At 51.2% G+C, this 14,282-nt stretch carries 11 protein-coding genes; 6 read left to right on the forward strand and 5 right to left on the reverse strand.

Features of this window, described 5'->3' with window-relative positions:
* Positions 1-2: 2 nt before the first annotated feature.
* On the reverse strand, positions 3-2,630 hold the full coding sequence (gene polA, locus KQI75_RS13010) for a DNA polymerase I (protein ID WP_216471266.1): 2,628 nt from the start codon (positions 2,628-2,630) through the stop codon (positions 3-5).
* A 138-nt stretch (positions 2,631-2,768) separates the two neighbouring features.
* On the opposite strand from polA, the gene KQI75_RS13015 reads away from it, so the two are divergent.
* Entirely contained in the window at positions 2,769-4,550 is a 1,782-nt protein-coding gene (locus KQI75_RS13015) for an LTA synthase family protein (RefSeq protein WP_216471267.1), read from the forward strand.
* A gap of 40 nt (positions 4,551-4,590) precedes the next feature.
* Here KQI75_RS13015 and spo0A read toward each other — a convergent pair whose 3' ends face one another.
* Both spo0A and spoIVB read right to left on the reverse strand, forming a co-directional pair.
* Complete coding sequence (spo0A, locus tag KQI75_RS13020; protein ID WP_216471268.1) at positions 4,591-5,367, reverse strand: sporulation transcription factor Spo0A; 777 nt, start codon at positions 5,365-5,367, stop codon at positions 4,591-4,593.
* 302 nt (positions 5,368-5,669) lie between these two features.
* Positions 5,670-6,668 carry a SpoIVB peptidase gene (gene spoIVB, locus KQI75_RS13025; protein ID WP_216471269.1) on the reverse strand — a complete coding sequence of 333 codons (999 nt, stop codon included), beginning with the start codon at positions 6,666-6,668 and terminating at the stop codon, positions 5,670-5,672.
* 181 nt (positions 6,669-6,849) lie between these two features.
* On the opposite strand from spoIVB, the gene KQI75_RS13030 reads away from it, so the two are divergent.
* Positions 6,850-7,242 carry an SLOG family protein gene (locus KQI75_RS13030; protein WP_216471270.1) on the forward strand — a complete coding sequence of 131 codons (393 nt, stop codon included), beginning with the start codon at positions 6,850-6,852 and terminating at the stop codon, positions 7,240-7,242.
* Between the two features lie 71 nt (positions 7,243-7,313).
* On the opposite strand, the gene KQI75_RS13035 is transcribed toward KQI75_RS13030, so the two are convergent.
* Positions 7,314-8,852, reverse strand: a complete 1,539-nt coding sequence (locus tag KQI75_RS13035) for a nitrite/sulfite reductase (RefSeq protein ID WP_216471271.1) — start codon at positions 8,850-8,852, stop codon at positions 7,314-7,316.
* Between the two features lie 251 nt (positions 8,853-9,103).
* Here KQI75_RS13035 and KQI75_RS13040 point away from each other — a divergent pair, with 251 nt between their 5' ends.
* A complete protein-coding gene (locus tag KQI75_RS13040; RefSeq protein ID WP_216471272.1) occupies positions 9,104-9,403 on the forward strand; it encodes a putative quinol monooxygenase in 300 nt (99 codons plus the stop codon).
* Positions 9,360-11,876: an LTA synthase family protein gene (locus KQI75_RS13045; protein WP_216471273.1), complete on the forward strand. Its 2,517-nt coding sequence runs from the start codon at positions 9,360-9,362 to the stop codon at positions 11,874-11,876. The genes KQI75_RS13040 and KQI75_RS13045 overlap by 44 nt, the downstream gene beginning before the upstream one ends.
* Positions 11,877-11,903: 27 nt before the next feature.
* On the opposite strand, the gene KQI75_RS13050 is transcribed toward KQI75_RS13045, so the two are convergent.
* Positions 11,904-12,551 carry a GDSL-type esterase/lipase family protein gene (locus KQI75_RS13050; RefSeq protein ID WP_216471274.1) on the reverse strand — a complete coding sequence of 216 codons (648 nt, stop codon included), beginning with the start codon at positions 12,549-12,551 and terminating at the stop codon, positions 11,904-11,906.
* A gap of 163 nt (positions 12,552-12,714) precedes the next feature.
* Here KQI75_RS13050 and KQI75_RS13055 point away from each other — a divergent pair, with 163 nt between their 5' ends.
* Together KQI75_RS13055 and KQI75_RS13060 are read left to right on the forward strand one after the other, a co-directional pair.
* Positions 12,715-13,476: a threonine/serine exporter family protein gene (locus KQI75_RS13055; protein ID WP_216471275.1), complete on the forward strand. Its 762-nt coding sequence runs from the start codon at positions 12,715-12,717 to the stop codon at positions 13,474-13,476.
* A 1-nt stretch (position 13,477) separates the two neighbouring features.
* Positions 13,478-13,936 (forward strand): threonine/serine exporter family protein, encoded by a 459-nt coding sequence (locus KQI75_RS13060; protein ID WP_216471276.1) that lies wholly within the window; start codon positions 13,478-13,480, stop codon positions 13,934-13,936.
* The last annotated feature ends 346 nt before the right edge of the window (positions 13,937-14,282 follow it).

Here is a 14,282-nt window from a genome sequence, read left to right on the forward strand (position 1 = left end):
CGTCAACCCTTTGCGGCATACCAGTCGTGCCCGCATGCGACATCGACAATCAGCGGTACGTTGAGCTGGCAGGCCGCTTCCATTTCTTCTTTGAGGATGCGCTTTGCCTGCTCTACTTCCTGTTCCGGTGCTTCCAAAATTAGTTCGTCATGCACCTGCAGGACCAGTCTGCTCTGCATGTGCTCCTTCTGCAGTCTGCGGTACACGCGCAGCATGGCAATCTTGATGATATCCGCTGCCGTGCCCTGAATCGGTGTATTGAGTGCCATGCGTTCGCCCAGCTTGCGAATGTTCGTGTTTTTAGACTTGAGTTCCGGCAGCCAGCGTTTGCGGCCATACGCCGTTTGAACAAAGCCGTCCTGCTTTGCCTGCTCCTTGATGCGCAACATATACTCTCGCACGCCATGATATACCGACAAATATTTGTTGATGTATTCGGTCGCCGTTTTCACGGAAACACCAATATCATTGGACAGCGAATAGCCGGATATTCCGTATACAATGCCAAAATTTACCGCCTTCGATGACCGGCGCATAGACGCCGTCACTTCCTCAATCGGCACATGGAACACTTGCGATGCCGTCATGGCATGAATGTCCGTGCCGCTGCAAAACGCTTGCATCATCGTTTCGTCCTTTGCGATGTCCGCAAGCACACGCAGTTCAATCTGCGAATAGTCAGCATCAACCAGCACGCATCCCGGCTTTGCCACAAACATATGCCGCAGCTCACTGCCGAGTTCCGTGCGAACTGGAATGTTCTGTAAATTCGGGTCGGTGGAGCTGAGGCGTCCGGTGGCCGTCACCATCTGCTGGAACGTCGAGTGAATGCGTCCATCGTCACCGATGACCTTAAGCAAGCCGTCTACATAGGTCGAGCGCAGCTTGGTCAGCTGGCGATATTCAATCACCATGCCAACCATCGGATGATAGCCCTTGAGAGCTTCCAAAACCTCAATGTTGGTGGAATAGCCGGTTTTGGTTTTTTTGATAACCGGCAATTCCAGCTCTTCAAACAAAATTTGACCAAGCATTTTGGTCGAGTTGATGTTAAACTCCCGTCCTGCCTCTCGATAAATCTCCATCGTCAGCTCATCAATCCGCTGTGTCAGTGTATCGCCAAACGCCCGCAGAGCATCTGCATCCGCTTGGAATCCATAAAACTGCATCGAGGCGAGCACGCCTTCCAGCGGCAGTTCGATGGTGTGAAACAGGTCATACATGCCTTGCTTTTTGATATTCCGCACAATCTCCTGTGCCATTTCCTGTATGGCAGCCGCATGATCCGCCAGCGTGCGCAGCGCAGTTTCCCGCCCGCCGAGCGGGGAAAAGGCGTCCTCCGCTTCATAATCCGAAACCGGCGCCAGTTCTTGATTCAAATACGCAAGCGCCACTTTTTCCAGTCCGTATCCAGATTCAGACGGATCCAGCAGATAAGCTCCCAGCGCAGTATCACAGGCAAAATCCGCCGCTTGGATGCCTTCCTGCAGCAGCGCCAAAAGATACGGCTTGCCGTCGTGCACGGTCAGCGGATACTTTCCGGAAAACAGCTGCTGCAGAACCGTGTGCCAGCTCTGCGTTCCGACCTGATCGGCACACAGCAGGTAGGCGGTATCTTCCGAGAGCACGCAGACAGCCTCCAGCGAGTGCGGAGCAGTTAAAATCAGCTCCTGCTTGTCCGCAATCGCCGCAAATAATTGCTCTCCGCTGTGCAGCTCTTTGTGCACGATTTCTCTTTTTGGCACAGCATCTTCTTCCGGTGCATGCAATCCCAGCCGCGTGATATAATTTTTAAATTCCAAACGCGTAAACAGCCGATACAATGCCGTCTCGTCCATTTGCACTTCCGGCAGTTGCGCCGCAGTGCACGCCAGCGGCACATCGCGCACAATCGTCACAAGATGCAGGCTCTTGTCCGCCGCTTCTCTGCCGTCCAACAGCTTCGCGCGCTGTCCTTTTTTGATAAACGGATCCTCAATATTTTCATAAACCGCCTGCACAGAACCAAATTTCTGAATCAGTCCCATGGCGGTTTTTTCTCCAATGCCCGGCACACCCGGAATATTGTCCGACGTATCACCCATCAGTGCTTTGAGATCGATCATGTGAATCGGGTCAAAGCCATACTGCTCGCGGAATACATCCGTTGTGTATTCTGTAATGGTGGTCTGACCCTTGCGCGTGATGGACAGCAGAACGCTGGTTCCGCCGCCGATCAACTGCAGGGCGTCTTTATCTCCGGTTACAATCAGACAGGTATCTCCATGGTCATTTGCCTGTCGGCTCAATGTGCCGAGCAAATCATCCGCTTCAAATCCTGCCTTTTCCATATATGGGATTCCCATCGCGTCCAGCACTTCCCGAATGAGCGGAAGCTGCTGCGCCAGTTCGTCCGGCATACCCTTTCGTGTTCCCTTGTACTCTGCATATTCTTTATGCCGAAAGGTCTTTTCTCTGACGTCAAAGCATACCACAATACGGTCCGGCTTGTGCTCGTCCTGTAATTTAAACAGCGTGGATAAAAAACCATATACCGCATTGGTAAACAATCCCTCGTGGTTGGTCAGCAGCCGCACGCCATAAAAGGCGCGATTGAGTATGCTGTTGCCATCTATTGCCATCAGCTTCATTGTATGCCCTCCATTTCTTCTAACTATTGATTATACCATGAATGCAGGGCAATTTACTAGGGTGGGCGAATAAAAATTGACGTCCTGCGCGGAATACGGCTATAATACAAGTATTCTCCTGTGAAAGAAGGCGATATGTTGTCTCGCTGCTATGTTATCCGATTATATGGGTTGCCATGGCTCGCATGGTTTGCACCGGCACTGTTTGTGTCGTGCATATCCCACACAGCGGCATTTTTTCCGCTTCTCTGCTCCGCCGTATGGGCTGCCATATGTACGGCTCTGCTGTCTCTGCTTCCGCAAGCTGCTGCCCGCCTGCTCGGCACCCTTGCGAACCTGCTTGTCATTTGCTATGCGTTGATACAATCCGGTTATTTCTGTATCTTCCAACGATTTCTATGGCTGCGCGATCTTGCCTATCTGCGCGACGGTGCAGCATTTGCCAATTCTGTGTTTTCCTATTTATCTGTTGGTTTTCTCGCAGGTGCAGCGGGATTGCTTGCGTTGTCACTGCTTGCCTGCCGGCTACGTCCACGTACACAGCCAAACCGTTTTCGTTTCGTGCCGGTGTGCTTTGGTGCACTGACCGCCGCCGCTCTGGTGTCCTTCTGCGCACCGGACAACACGCGCTATGATGCCCTCGGCGTCTGCAAAACGGTCGGATTATATCAAACAGCCGCATATGATATTTCGGAGCACTTTATGCAGCCCGCGCTGTGCCAGACCGATGCCGAGCAGGCACGGGCACAGGTCTCCGCGTATTTAAACGCCTACGGCAGCGCCGGAGCGTCCAATTCCATGACCGGAAAACTGCGCGGAAAAAATGTCATCTTGGTATTGATGGAGAGTGCCGATGATTGGACAATTACGCAGGATTCTGCGCCGACCATCACGCGGCTGATGCAGGAGGGCATCCAGTTTACCAATTTTTGCACACCGCTGTACGGCAGCGCGCGCACGTTTAATTCAGAATTTGCGATGAACACCGGCATTTTTTCTCCAACCGACGGAACACTCGTGACTTCCTATCAGACAAATGATTTTTCCGAAAGCCTGCCCAATCAATTCCGGACGAGCGGCTATACCGCCAATGCATTCCATTACAACAGCCCGTCTTTTTACAGCCGCGGCGTCATGGATCCTGCCATGGGGTACGAGCAATACATCAGCTATATGGATTACACAAACAATTCTTTTTCCAGTGAACTATATGAGGATTGTTTTGTGTTGACGAATCCTGCGCTGCAAAACAAGCTGCTGCCCACAGACCGGCCGTTTTTCAACTTTGTCATCTCGCGCAATGCACATATGCCGTATGGAAACGGAGATTCCGTCGGCACATATGCGCTGCAAAAGTACCCGCAGTACGCCAACTGCGACAGCTGTTCCGAGGTTCCGTATTACTATGCAAAAATCCGGCTGCTCGATGATTTCTTCGCGCAGCTGCTGCAAACGCTTCAGCAACGCGGTCTATTAGACAACACCGTGATTATCGGCGTGACCGACCACTACGCTTATACGATGAACGATCAGCAGCGCGTGCGGGAGCTGTCTCATGTCCCCGCGGATTTGCTTGTAGAGCGCACGCCTTGTTTTATTTGGTCTGCAGATATGCAGCCGATGACCGTCACCAAGCCGTGCAATACAACAGATCTGGCGCCGACTCTGCTCAACCTCTTCGGCATGGACTGCGCCGGATACCTCGGACATGATATTTTCGACGAGACCTATGCGGGATATGCGATTTTCAGCGACGGCAGCTGGATTACAAGCGACGCCGTCTATCAAAACGGTGCAGTCGCATACACCTTTCCCAACCATACCATCACACAGACCGAGATTGCGGCCATGAACACACGAACTTCGCGGTATCTCGCCGCGAACAATCAAATACTATCCAGCGATTATTACTGCAGATAAGCAAAAAGCCGAAGATCGCGCGGTCTTCGGCTTTTTGCATTCATCCGATTTTGAGTTCCAGCCGCAGACGGTCTGCGACCATAGAGATAAATTCACTGTTTGTCGGTTTTCCCTTTGCGCCTGACACTGTAAAGCCAAAATACTCCTGCAAGGTGTCCACATCACCGCGATCCCATGCCACTTCAATCGCATGGCGAATGGCGCGTTCCACACGGGAGGATGTTGTTTTGAATTTTTTCGCGACAGTCGGGTATAATACCTTTGTAATCGCATTGATTACCTCCATGTCGTGAATGGTCATAATAATTGCTTCGCGCAAATACTGATACCCTTTGATATGTGCCGGTACACCGATTTGATGGATGATATCCGTCACGCGCATTTCAATTTCCAGCTCTTCATTCGGGATGCGCACCGCAGCCGAGCGCACATAGTTTCTCTGCCCGCCATAGCGGCACACGCGCTGTGCCAGCGCTTGTAAATCTACCGGCTTGCGCAGATAAAAGCTGACGCCCAGTGCATTGCATTCTTCCGTCGTCTCCTGTGATGCAAAGCTGCTCACCACAAAAATGACGGGCATTTTCGCCGGTTCTGCCTCGTTCAGTTCATGCAAAACGGTCAGACCGTCCACCCCCGGCAAAACCAGATCCATCAGCACGACATCCGGCGCATCCTGCAAAATGCGCTGCGCCAATCCGTTTCCATCTCCGTATGTTCCAATAATCTCCATGCGTTCATCAATACAGAACGTTTCGCGCAGCATCGCGCAAAACTCCTTATCTTCATCCGCAATCAATACACGAATCGTATTCTCCATGTGATCATTCCCTGCCTTCCAGCATTTCCGTTAGAATTTACCGTTTTCCGGCAGCATCAGCGTATCACAATTTTTCGGAAAAGACAATAAATTTCACTCATTTTTTCATAAAAATATTTCGCCCGTGCTCAACATATTTCGAAAAAATATCCGGCATTTTTAACTTGTTCTCGGTTTTACCACCGTATTTTTCCGAATTTTTCCGCGATATATATGTTTTTATATTTATGTGATTTTTGTCGTTATCTGGCATAGACAGCATTCGAAGCGCGGCACACGCGCCGCGCTTCGATTTTTTCTGATTATCCCGCTGCCTCCAGCATATTTCCAATGAGGATTCCATATCCCCGATTCGGGTGATTGACGAGCACATGCGTCACAGCGCCCACGATTTTCCCGTCCTGAAGAATGGGCGAACCGCTCATCCCCGGCACAATGCCGCCCGTCTGCTCCAGCAGCGCTTGATCCGTCACGCGCAAAGACAGATTTCGGCTGTCCGCAGCATGCGGCGCGATTTTTTCAATTGCAACGGCATACCGCTTGGGCTGCGAACCGGAAACGCAGGTCAAAATTTCCGCCTCTCCCGTGTGCACCTCCTCGGCTTCCGCCGTAGACAAAACCGGTTGTCCCGCATACAGGCTGCGATTTGTCAGCGTGCCGAAAATGCCGCACGCCGTGTTATCATCCAGCTGTCCCAATTGTGTCGAAAAGTCATACGTGCCGATCAGCTCTCCCGGTTTTCCTGCCGTTCCCATTTCAACACGAATGACCTGTGCCGGAATAATCGAGCCGGTTTCCAGCGGCAGCCGCGCCCCGCTATCAACGTCCGTGACCGGATGTCCCAGCGCGCCAAATGTCCCATTTTTCGGATCGACATATGTGAGCGTACCAATACCCGCCATGCTGTCCCGAATCAGCAATCCGATTTGATAGGCGCCGTCCGACGTGGTCTGCACCGGCTGTACTGCCGCGGAAATCTTGGTATCGCCGCGCAGTCCCGCAAGCTGAATCGGATACCCGCCGCTGTTTCGCACAATGTCCGCCAGTGTTTCGCTCGAATCAATGACTACGCCGTCCGCTTCCTGCAAAATATCACCGGTTTCCAACCCAGCCGCTTGTCCCGGACTCACAGCACCCGCCGGTGTATCCAGCTCCGACATGCCGGAAATCACAACGCCTTCCGCTGTCATGCGCACACCCGCCGGAACGCCCAGCGCAATGAGATCCGCCGCCTGTGCGGTGCACGAGAGCAGCAAAACAGCTGCCAGTACACCGCTCCAACACGTTCTGATTCTGTTCATCGCATCCTCTCCCTTCCTCTTTAGATTTTCCGCCGCCTCCGGACTCTATGCGTGCCCATGTCTGGCGGCATGTCCAGCCATTGCATGTGCATCCAGATTTCGAAAACGCCGCTGCAGATATTGAACCGCTTTTTTATTTATGGTATAGTACAGACAGAATGTGTATGAGGGAGAGATAATCATGCGAATTGCCATCGTCGGTTCTCGTTCCGTGACGAAGGACGCGTATCCAATTTTAGAAGCCTACATCCCGCGCGGAGTCAGCGAGATCGTATCCGGCGGTGCCTCCGGTGCCGATGAGCTGGCGGAAGAATATGCCCGCCGCAACCATCTGCCGATGAAAATTTTTCGTCCGGACTATCAGGTCTATCATAAGTCTGCACCGTTGCAGCGCAATCTATCCATCATTCGCTACAGCGACGCGGTTCTCGTTTTGTGGGACGGACAATCGCGCGGTGCGGCGCATGTGATTGTCAACTGCTTTCACGAATACACGCCGGTGCACGTGCTTCTTATTCGAGACGGAAAACTTGTCAAAACGCTGTTTGGGCAGGAAAACGGACGATTGTTATAATTTTATTTTTTTGCAAAAAAACGGACAGAAGCCGTCTCGGTCTCTGTCCGTTTTGTGTTATGCAAATACAATTACTCTGCGAGATACGGTGCCGCGATTTTCTCCACGCCGTCCGGATTCTCCGCTTTCCAAGCAAAATAGTCCTTTCCGCTGGCAGCTACTGTCTGTCCCAACTCCACGAGAAATCTTGGAATTTCGGTTTCCAGAATCGTTCCCAGCTCTGCACCCATTTTCTCTTCTCCCTGCCGGTCGCAGCCGCTCAGATAAAACATATAGGCGGGCTGTTTGTTTTTGATGGCTCCGCGGAAGCCCATCTCTCCAACCTGATGCGTACCGCAGGAGGACGGACATCCGGAAATGTGAATCTGCGGCAGCGCGCCGTCCGGAATCTTTGCTTCTCGAACAGCTTCTACGCAAGCGCGCAGCAGTGCCTGCGAGTCGCGCACGCCAACCTGACAGGTCGATGCACCGATGCAGCTAACCGAGGTCTCAAAGACGGTCTTTGCGGTGCTGCGTGTCAGCTCCAGCATCTTCTTTGCCTCTGTGCCGGTCAGGTTGATGATATATACCGTCTCGTACGGCGCAATGCGCATCTCTACCTGCTCCATCGCAGACATGGCATCGCTGACTGCACACAGATCTTCTACTGTCGGCATACCGCCAATCGGATGCCATGCGACAGCGTACAGACCTTCCTGCTTCTGCTCGATGACGCGCGGGTCGGAAACCGTGCTGCCGTCTCCGGTCTTGGTAAAGACAATCGGGTCAACGTGCAGCGTCAGATCCTCTCCGGACGCGTATACTTCCTTGAGCTTTTCCAGATAAGCTTGCTTGTACTTGTCTGCGCCGCCCAGAATTTCCTGCAAATAGCGCGTGCGGGCATGACCGCGATTTTGATAATCGCCGTAGGTGCGGAAGGTTACCCACATTGCCTTGAGATAAAACAGCAGCTGATCCGGTTCTACTGCCTCTGCCACTTTGACGCCAAAGCGCGGATTGTTGCCGAGACCGCCCGCCGTGTATACATCAAACTTTCCGTCCGGACGCGCGGCATATCCCATATCGCGGAATGTCGCATGGGTTACGTTTTCCGGAGAATTGGAAAAGCCAACCTTAAGCTTGCGCGGCATCGGCTCTGCGTTGATAAAATTCATTGCAAATTCACCGACCGCCTGCGCATACGGCAGAACGTCGAAATATTCGCCCTTCTGCACGCCGCTGAGCGGTGCGCACATGGTGTTGCGCGGAAAATCACCGCCGCCGCCCATTGTGACAATGCCGACATCCAAAGCGCCTTCCATGATATCGCTGGTCGTTTCTGCGTCCATGTCGTGCAGCTGAATGGTCTGACACGTGGTAAAGTGTGCGCGCGGCACATTGTACTTGCGGATGGCTTCGGCAATGTATGCGAGCTTCTGCGCAGTCACACGGCCAGCCGGCATGCGCAGACGCAGCATGTTTTTGGACGGATCATGCTGCGCATAGCTACCATAACGGCCGGAAAAACCTTTGTATTCTGCTTTTTTAATCTCGCCCTTGGCGTATGCAATCGCTTTTTCGCGGAACAGCGGCATATCCGCCTTCCAGCTCTGCGGGTCAATCTTTTTCATAACAATTCCTCACTTTGGCGGGATGATGCATCCCCGACTGTTTTATTGATTTCATGCAGGTTTCTGCCATTTTCGTTCGTGCTTTTATTGTAGCACCGGTATATTTGCTTTTCAACCATAAAATAATTTTTTCTTTCTATATTTTTGATTATTCATAGGTATTTATCTATGTACAATTCGCAAACTTCCTCTTGTCAATGCGGCAAATTCACGGTAAACTAAAGATACTTTCAAAAAAGGAGCTGACACTTATGAGCAATCCCATTCTTGTTACCGTTCGCTATACCGTCAAGGACGGCAAGCGCGAAGAATTTTACCGTCACATCGTCGAGCAGGGCATCGACACGGCATCGCGCGCGGAGGATGGAAACCGCAAATACGACTACTATTATCCGACGGATTCCGAGCAGGATCTGTGCCTGTTGGAGCTGTGGGACAGCCGCGAAGCACAAAAAATTCACGGCACGACCGACCATTATCAGAAGCTGTCCAACTTGAAGGTAACCTATGTCACAAACGCGGAAATTCACATTTACGATCTTGCGGAATAATCCGGCAGTTTCCGCTTGGCTGCTGTTTGCCGGATGCGGCGCATACTTGGAGCTGGTTTTGCACATAAGCGTATTTCACACCGCAGATGCACATGTGCTCTTTCCGATTTTGTTCGGCATTTGCATCGGAAGCGCAATCGCCTGCTTCAGTTCGCTGTTTCCGTCCAAAATCGGCGGACGCCTTGCGCTCGCTTGTTTGAGTTTTCTGTGCGTTTGCTGCGCGGTGCAATGCGTCTATCACGGTATCTTCGGCAGCTTTATGCCGCTGTCCCAGCTGACGCTCGGCGCGAACGCACTGACCAATTTCAAAGAACAGGTTGTGTACGGTATCTTCCAGCAAATTGTTCCTGTCGCTGCGCTGTGCCTGCCGATTCCGCTTGCATGGTATCTGCTGCGGTCACGCCGCGTCGTTTTGCCGCGTCTGACGCGCAAAACGCTGCTTCCCGCATTGGGAGCGTTGGCGGGTATCTGTGTGCTGACCAGCGGCGCTCTGCGCCTGCTGGACGGCGGCACGGTATATCGCCTGCTGACCAATACCAGTACGTCCACGGAAAGCAGCGTGCGCCATGCCGGTCTCACCGCTACCATGTTTGAGGAGTGTCTGGCACAGCTGGGCGGTTCCTCCGTCACACTGACCGCCAGTGCCCTAGATGGCGATTTGGAGCAATCGTCATCCGGCGTTGACAATGTGGATGCCGCGCTGGATTTTTCCGCATTGGCTGACAGCGCCAAGCATGATCCGGTATCTGCCCTTGACCAGTATTGTGCATCCATTGCGCCAACTGATAAAAATCAATATACTGGGCTGACCAAAGACTACAATCTCATTATGATTTGCGCCGAATCGTTCAGTCCATATGTCATTGACGAACAGCGCACACCTGCGCTGTACAAGCTGGCAAACGGCGGTTTTCGCTTTCACAACTACTATTGCAGTTTTCCCAACACAACGACAAACGGGGAATATGCGCTGTGCATGGGGCTGATGCCGGACATGTCGCGCACAAAGACTGCTTCCAGCTTTGATGTTTCCCGCAGCAACTATCTGCCGTACTGTATGGGCAACGTCTTTGCTTCCCGCGGGTATCCCGCCTACGCCTATCACAATTATTACGGCACATTCTATGACCGCAATCACACGCACCCCAATATGGGCTATACGTTTCGGGCAGTCGGCAGCGGTCTGGACATGCCGCTGTCATGGCCGTCCTCTGACAAGGATATGATAGATGCTTCTGTCTCAGAGTATCTGGACAGCAGCACGCCGTTCTGCGCGTATTACATGACGTTTTCCGGTCATTATCAGTACAACTGGGACAACGCCATGAGTGCCAAGAACCGCGATGCCGTCTGCAATCTGCCATATTCAGAAACTGTTCAGGCGTATCTTGCCTGCAACATGGAACTGGAATATGCTTTGGAAGATTTGTTTGAACAGCTCGAACGCGCAGGACAGGCAGACAACACCGTGATTGTTTTAACCGCTGACCATTATCCATATGGATTGTCTGAAAGCCAATACAACGAGCTTGCCGGAAAGGACATTGACACGACATTTGAAAAATATCACAATTCGTTTTTGTGTTATATTCCAAACATGCATCCGGTCGATGTGGATACCTATTGCTGTGATATCGACATTCTGCCGACTCTGCTCAATCTGTTTGGTGTTTCCTACGATTCCCGCCTGCTCGCCGGAAAAGATATTTTGTCTGACAGCACCCATGTTGCTATGCTGGCTGACCAAAGTTATTTGACGGATTCTTTCCGCTACAACGCGGAAACCGGTACCGCACAATCGTATGATACCCGTCCTGTCAAAGATGCCGACGCCCAAGCATACTGTCAGTATGTCAGCAATGTTTTTTCGTTTTCCACGCAAGTGCTGAACAACGACTACTACGCCCATGTATTTGGGAAATCAGCAGCCGAACAAACAGAAAGTTATGATTTTTCCGACATCACCGACCCTTTTGAGGAGGCAAGTGCCCTATTTGTCGCAGAAAACGGCTATATGCAGGCAAAATCCCGCACAGAATTCGGCGCACAAGCCTCTGCAGCCTATGGAGAAGTCCTGCGCGCCCTGTATCGCATGGCAGGCGGCACGCAAAGCCTTTCTGACGCCGCTGTGATAACCTGGGCACAGGAACACGCATTGATTTCTGACGATGTCTCTGCACAGGACACCGTGACCTATGGTTCTGTCAGCCGATTGTTCCTGCGCTATCTCGCAGACCGGAAAATAGATGTCTCTCTGACAGAAACAGATAAAACCCAGCTGGCACAAATTCAAGCAGGATATACAGAATTGGATGATACCACGTGTCTGGCTATGTATTGGATGCGCAAGCATGCCATTTTACAGGACAACGACCTCGGACAGTATTATTCTCTGGCGGATCAGGTTTTAAACCGCGCGCAAATATCGCGGTGTCTGCAGGGTATTTCTTCGCTTGTACAATCAACATCTTAAGAGGACTGCTTCGGCAGTTCTCTTTTTTTACGCTGCGCCAACCGCTTGTCTCTCTGCAAACAGCTGCCGGACTTCGCGTGAAACTGCTTCTGCAAAAGCGGCATGACCCGCCGCATTCATATGCTCTTGATCCTTTGCGCTGCAAACAGCATAGTCTGCTGCGCGCAGAAATCCGACATGCCATTTTTTTGCAATGGTCTCATAAACCGACTGCAGACGCTGTGAAACAACAATGGATGCCTGCGAAAATTCCGGATCACATTCCGGTCTCCAAACATTGTCTCCCAGATAAATCGGAGAAATCAGCAGGATTTCTGCCTGCGGTGCAGCATAGCGGATTTGTCGGAGCAATCGCTCGATACCTTTTCCAATCACTTCTGCCGATGCACCAAATGCCGTTTTGCAGTCGTTCGTGCCCAGCATCAAAACAACACCATCCACTGTCGCATGTGTTTCCAACAAAATCGGAAGCAATTCTGTGCCGCGTCTGCCGTCGCGCAGCGGATCATCGAAAATTGTTGTGCGTCCGCACAGCCCTTCCTCGATCACATGATACTGCTGCCCTAATTTTTCTTGCAGCAGACTGGTCCAACGAACGCCCCACGGCAGTCGTTTTCCGCTGTCTCCATCCAATCCCCATGTATTGGAATCTCCAAAGCAAAGTATTTGACGCATTGCCGCCCCTCCTTTTCCTAGTTAATTACTATGTTTAGTATGTAAATTACTATACCATACTTTTCTTTCTCTGCCAACCCTTTTTTTGCAAAATTTTGATAGTTGCTGTTTTGCGCATTTTTTCGTATACTAGTCTTATATCAAACCAAAAAAGGAGCTGGCTATGACCTCCAATGAATTGATTGACATTTCCGTCGACATCGGTGCGGCACTCTTGGAAAACGGCGCGGAAATTTACCGCGTCGAGGAATCCATTGCGCGCATCTGCTATGCCTATGGCGCAACGGAAACCAATATTTATGCCGTACCAACCGCTATCATCGCCTCATTTGTACGCGGAAATTCTCATCCGGTCACGCGTGTTCTGCGCATTTATCGGCGCGGAACCAATCTGGGACGGCTGGATCAACTGAATACCTTGTGTCGGGAAATTTGCGCAACGTCAATGACCTATGCACAAATCCGAGAACGTCTGGTTTGTATTCTCCACGACAAACCATTTCACCGCTATCATTTGTGTCTTGCCACCGGCGGCATCGGCTTTTTCTTTACGCTGCTGTTTCACGGCTCGATTCCCGAAGCAATATGCAGTTTATTTACCTGTATTATCCTTTGGGGCATTATGACATTTTTGCAGGCACTGCCTGCCAATCTGCTGTTTACTAACATCATCGGCGGCACATGGGTCGCGGCTTGTGCAGTCATCTGCTGGAAGCTGCATGTGATTGAGACGTATCGCGCAATGATTATCGGTTCCATTATGTTTCTGGTTCCCGGTCTGCCTATGACCAATGCCATCCGCGATTTAATCGCTGGAGACATTATGGCGGGCATCTGCAAATTCACAGAAGCGCTGCTTGTTGCCGTTGGCATTGCCGTCGGCGTGGCGCTCCCGCTGGGTATTTTGGCTATGATAGGAGGATAATATGACTGCCTTGTTATATGAGAGCATTATCAGTTTGTTCGCCAGTCTTTGTTTCGGTATTTTATTTCAACTGCGCGGGCGAAAGCTCATTTTTGCCGCCATTGGCGGAATGATTAGTTGGTTTTTGTATTTAGGAAGCAGCCTGCTTTTTCCGCATCATGATATTTTGAGTTATTTCATCTCGTCCGTTGGATTTACCTTGTATTCCGAGTGCAGTGCGCGCATGCATCACGCACCGACCAGTATTTTTCTCACCATTTCTCTCATTCCGCTTGTGCCAGGAAACGGCATTTATCAAACGATGTATTATTGTGTGCTCAGCGATACTGCCAAAGCACTCGCTGAGGGCGTCAACACCGTGGCAATTTCCGGTGCTCTTGCGCTCGGTATTGTGGTTGTTTCCTCGATATTCCACGCCGTTCGCGTGATTAAACCCAAGCATAGCTTTCTGCTGAGGTAGGAGATACTCCCATTCTTCCTAACATCCCCAGAAATCAAAAAAGCAGCCGTCCAGCTGCCCATGGATTCTTCCACGAAACAGCTGATTCAGCTGCTAAAACGTTCGCCGGAGATCGCAGATCCGCTTCTGCAAATGTCTCACATTTTGAAAGGTAATAAATAGGAATTATTCCTGCTTGTTCCCAAATGTTCCCACGAACGAAACCTCATTTATTAAGTGGCTTCAAAAGTACCAAAAAAGCCTGATTTCTTGCGAAATCAGGCTTCTAATGGAGCTGCTAGGCAGATTTGAACTGCCGACCTCATCCTTACCAACAGCAATCCGACCGTTTTATCGAACTTTTTCT

Origin of the sequence: Butyricicoccus intestinisimiae (assembly GCF_018918345.1) — a bacterium.
Classification (GTDB): Bacteria; Bacillota; Clostridia; order Oscillospirales; family Butyricicoccaceae; genus Butyricicoccus_A; species Butyricicoccus_A intestinisimiae.

Excerpts from the sequence above, each read along its gene's own strand:
- polA (WP_216471266.1), bottom strand. The coding sequence starts at position 2,630 with ATGAAGCTGATGGCAATAGATGGCAACAGCATACTCAATCGCGCCTTT.
- spo0A (WP_216471268.1), bottom strand. The coding sequence starts at position 5,367 with ATGGAGAATACGATTCGTGTATTGATTGCGGATGAAGATAAGGAGTTT.
- spoIVB (WP_216471269.1), bottom strand. The coding sequence starts at position 6,668 with ATGAACAGAATCAGAACGTGTTGGAGCGGTGTACTGGCAGCTGTTTTG.
- KQI75_RS13030 (WP_216471270.1), top strand. The coding sequence starts at position 6,850 with ATGCGAATTGCCATCGTCGGTTCTCGTTCCGTGACGAAGGACGCGTAT.
- KQI75_RS13035 (WP_216471271.1), bottom strand. The coding sequence starts at position 8,852 with ATGAAAAAGATTGACCCGCAGAGCTGGAAGGCGGATATGCCGCTGTTC.
- KQI75_RS13040 (WP_216471272.1), top strand. The coding sequence starts at position 9,104 with ATGAGCAATCCCATTCTTGTTACCGTTCGCTATACCGTCAAGGACGGC.
- KQI75_RS13045 (WP_216471273.1), top strand. The coding sequence starts at position 9,360 with ATGTCACAAACGCGGAAATTCACATTTACGATCTTGCGGAATAATCCG.
- KQI75_RS13050 (WP_216471274.1), bottom strand. The coding sequence starts at position 12,551 with ATGCGTCAAATACTTTGCTTTGGAGATTCCAATACATGGGGATTGGAT.
- KQI75_RS13055 (WP_216471275.1), top strand. The coding sequence starts at position 12,715 with ATGACCTCCAATGAATTGATTGACATTTCCGTCGACATCGGTGCGGCA.
- KQI75_RS13060 (WP_216471276.1), top strand. The coding sequence starts at position 13,478 with ATGACTGCCTTGTTATATGAGAGCATTATCAGTTTGTTCGCCAGTCTT.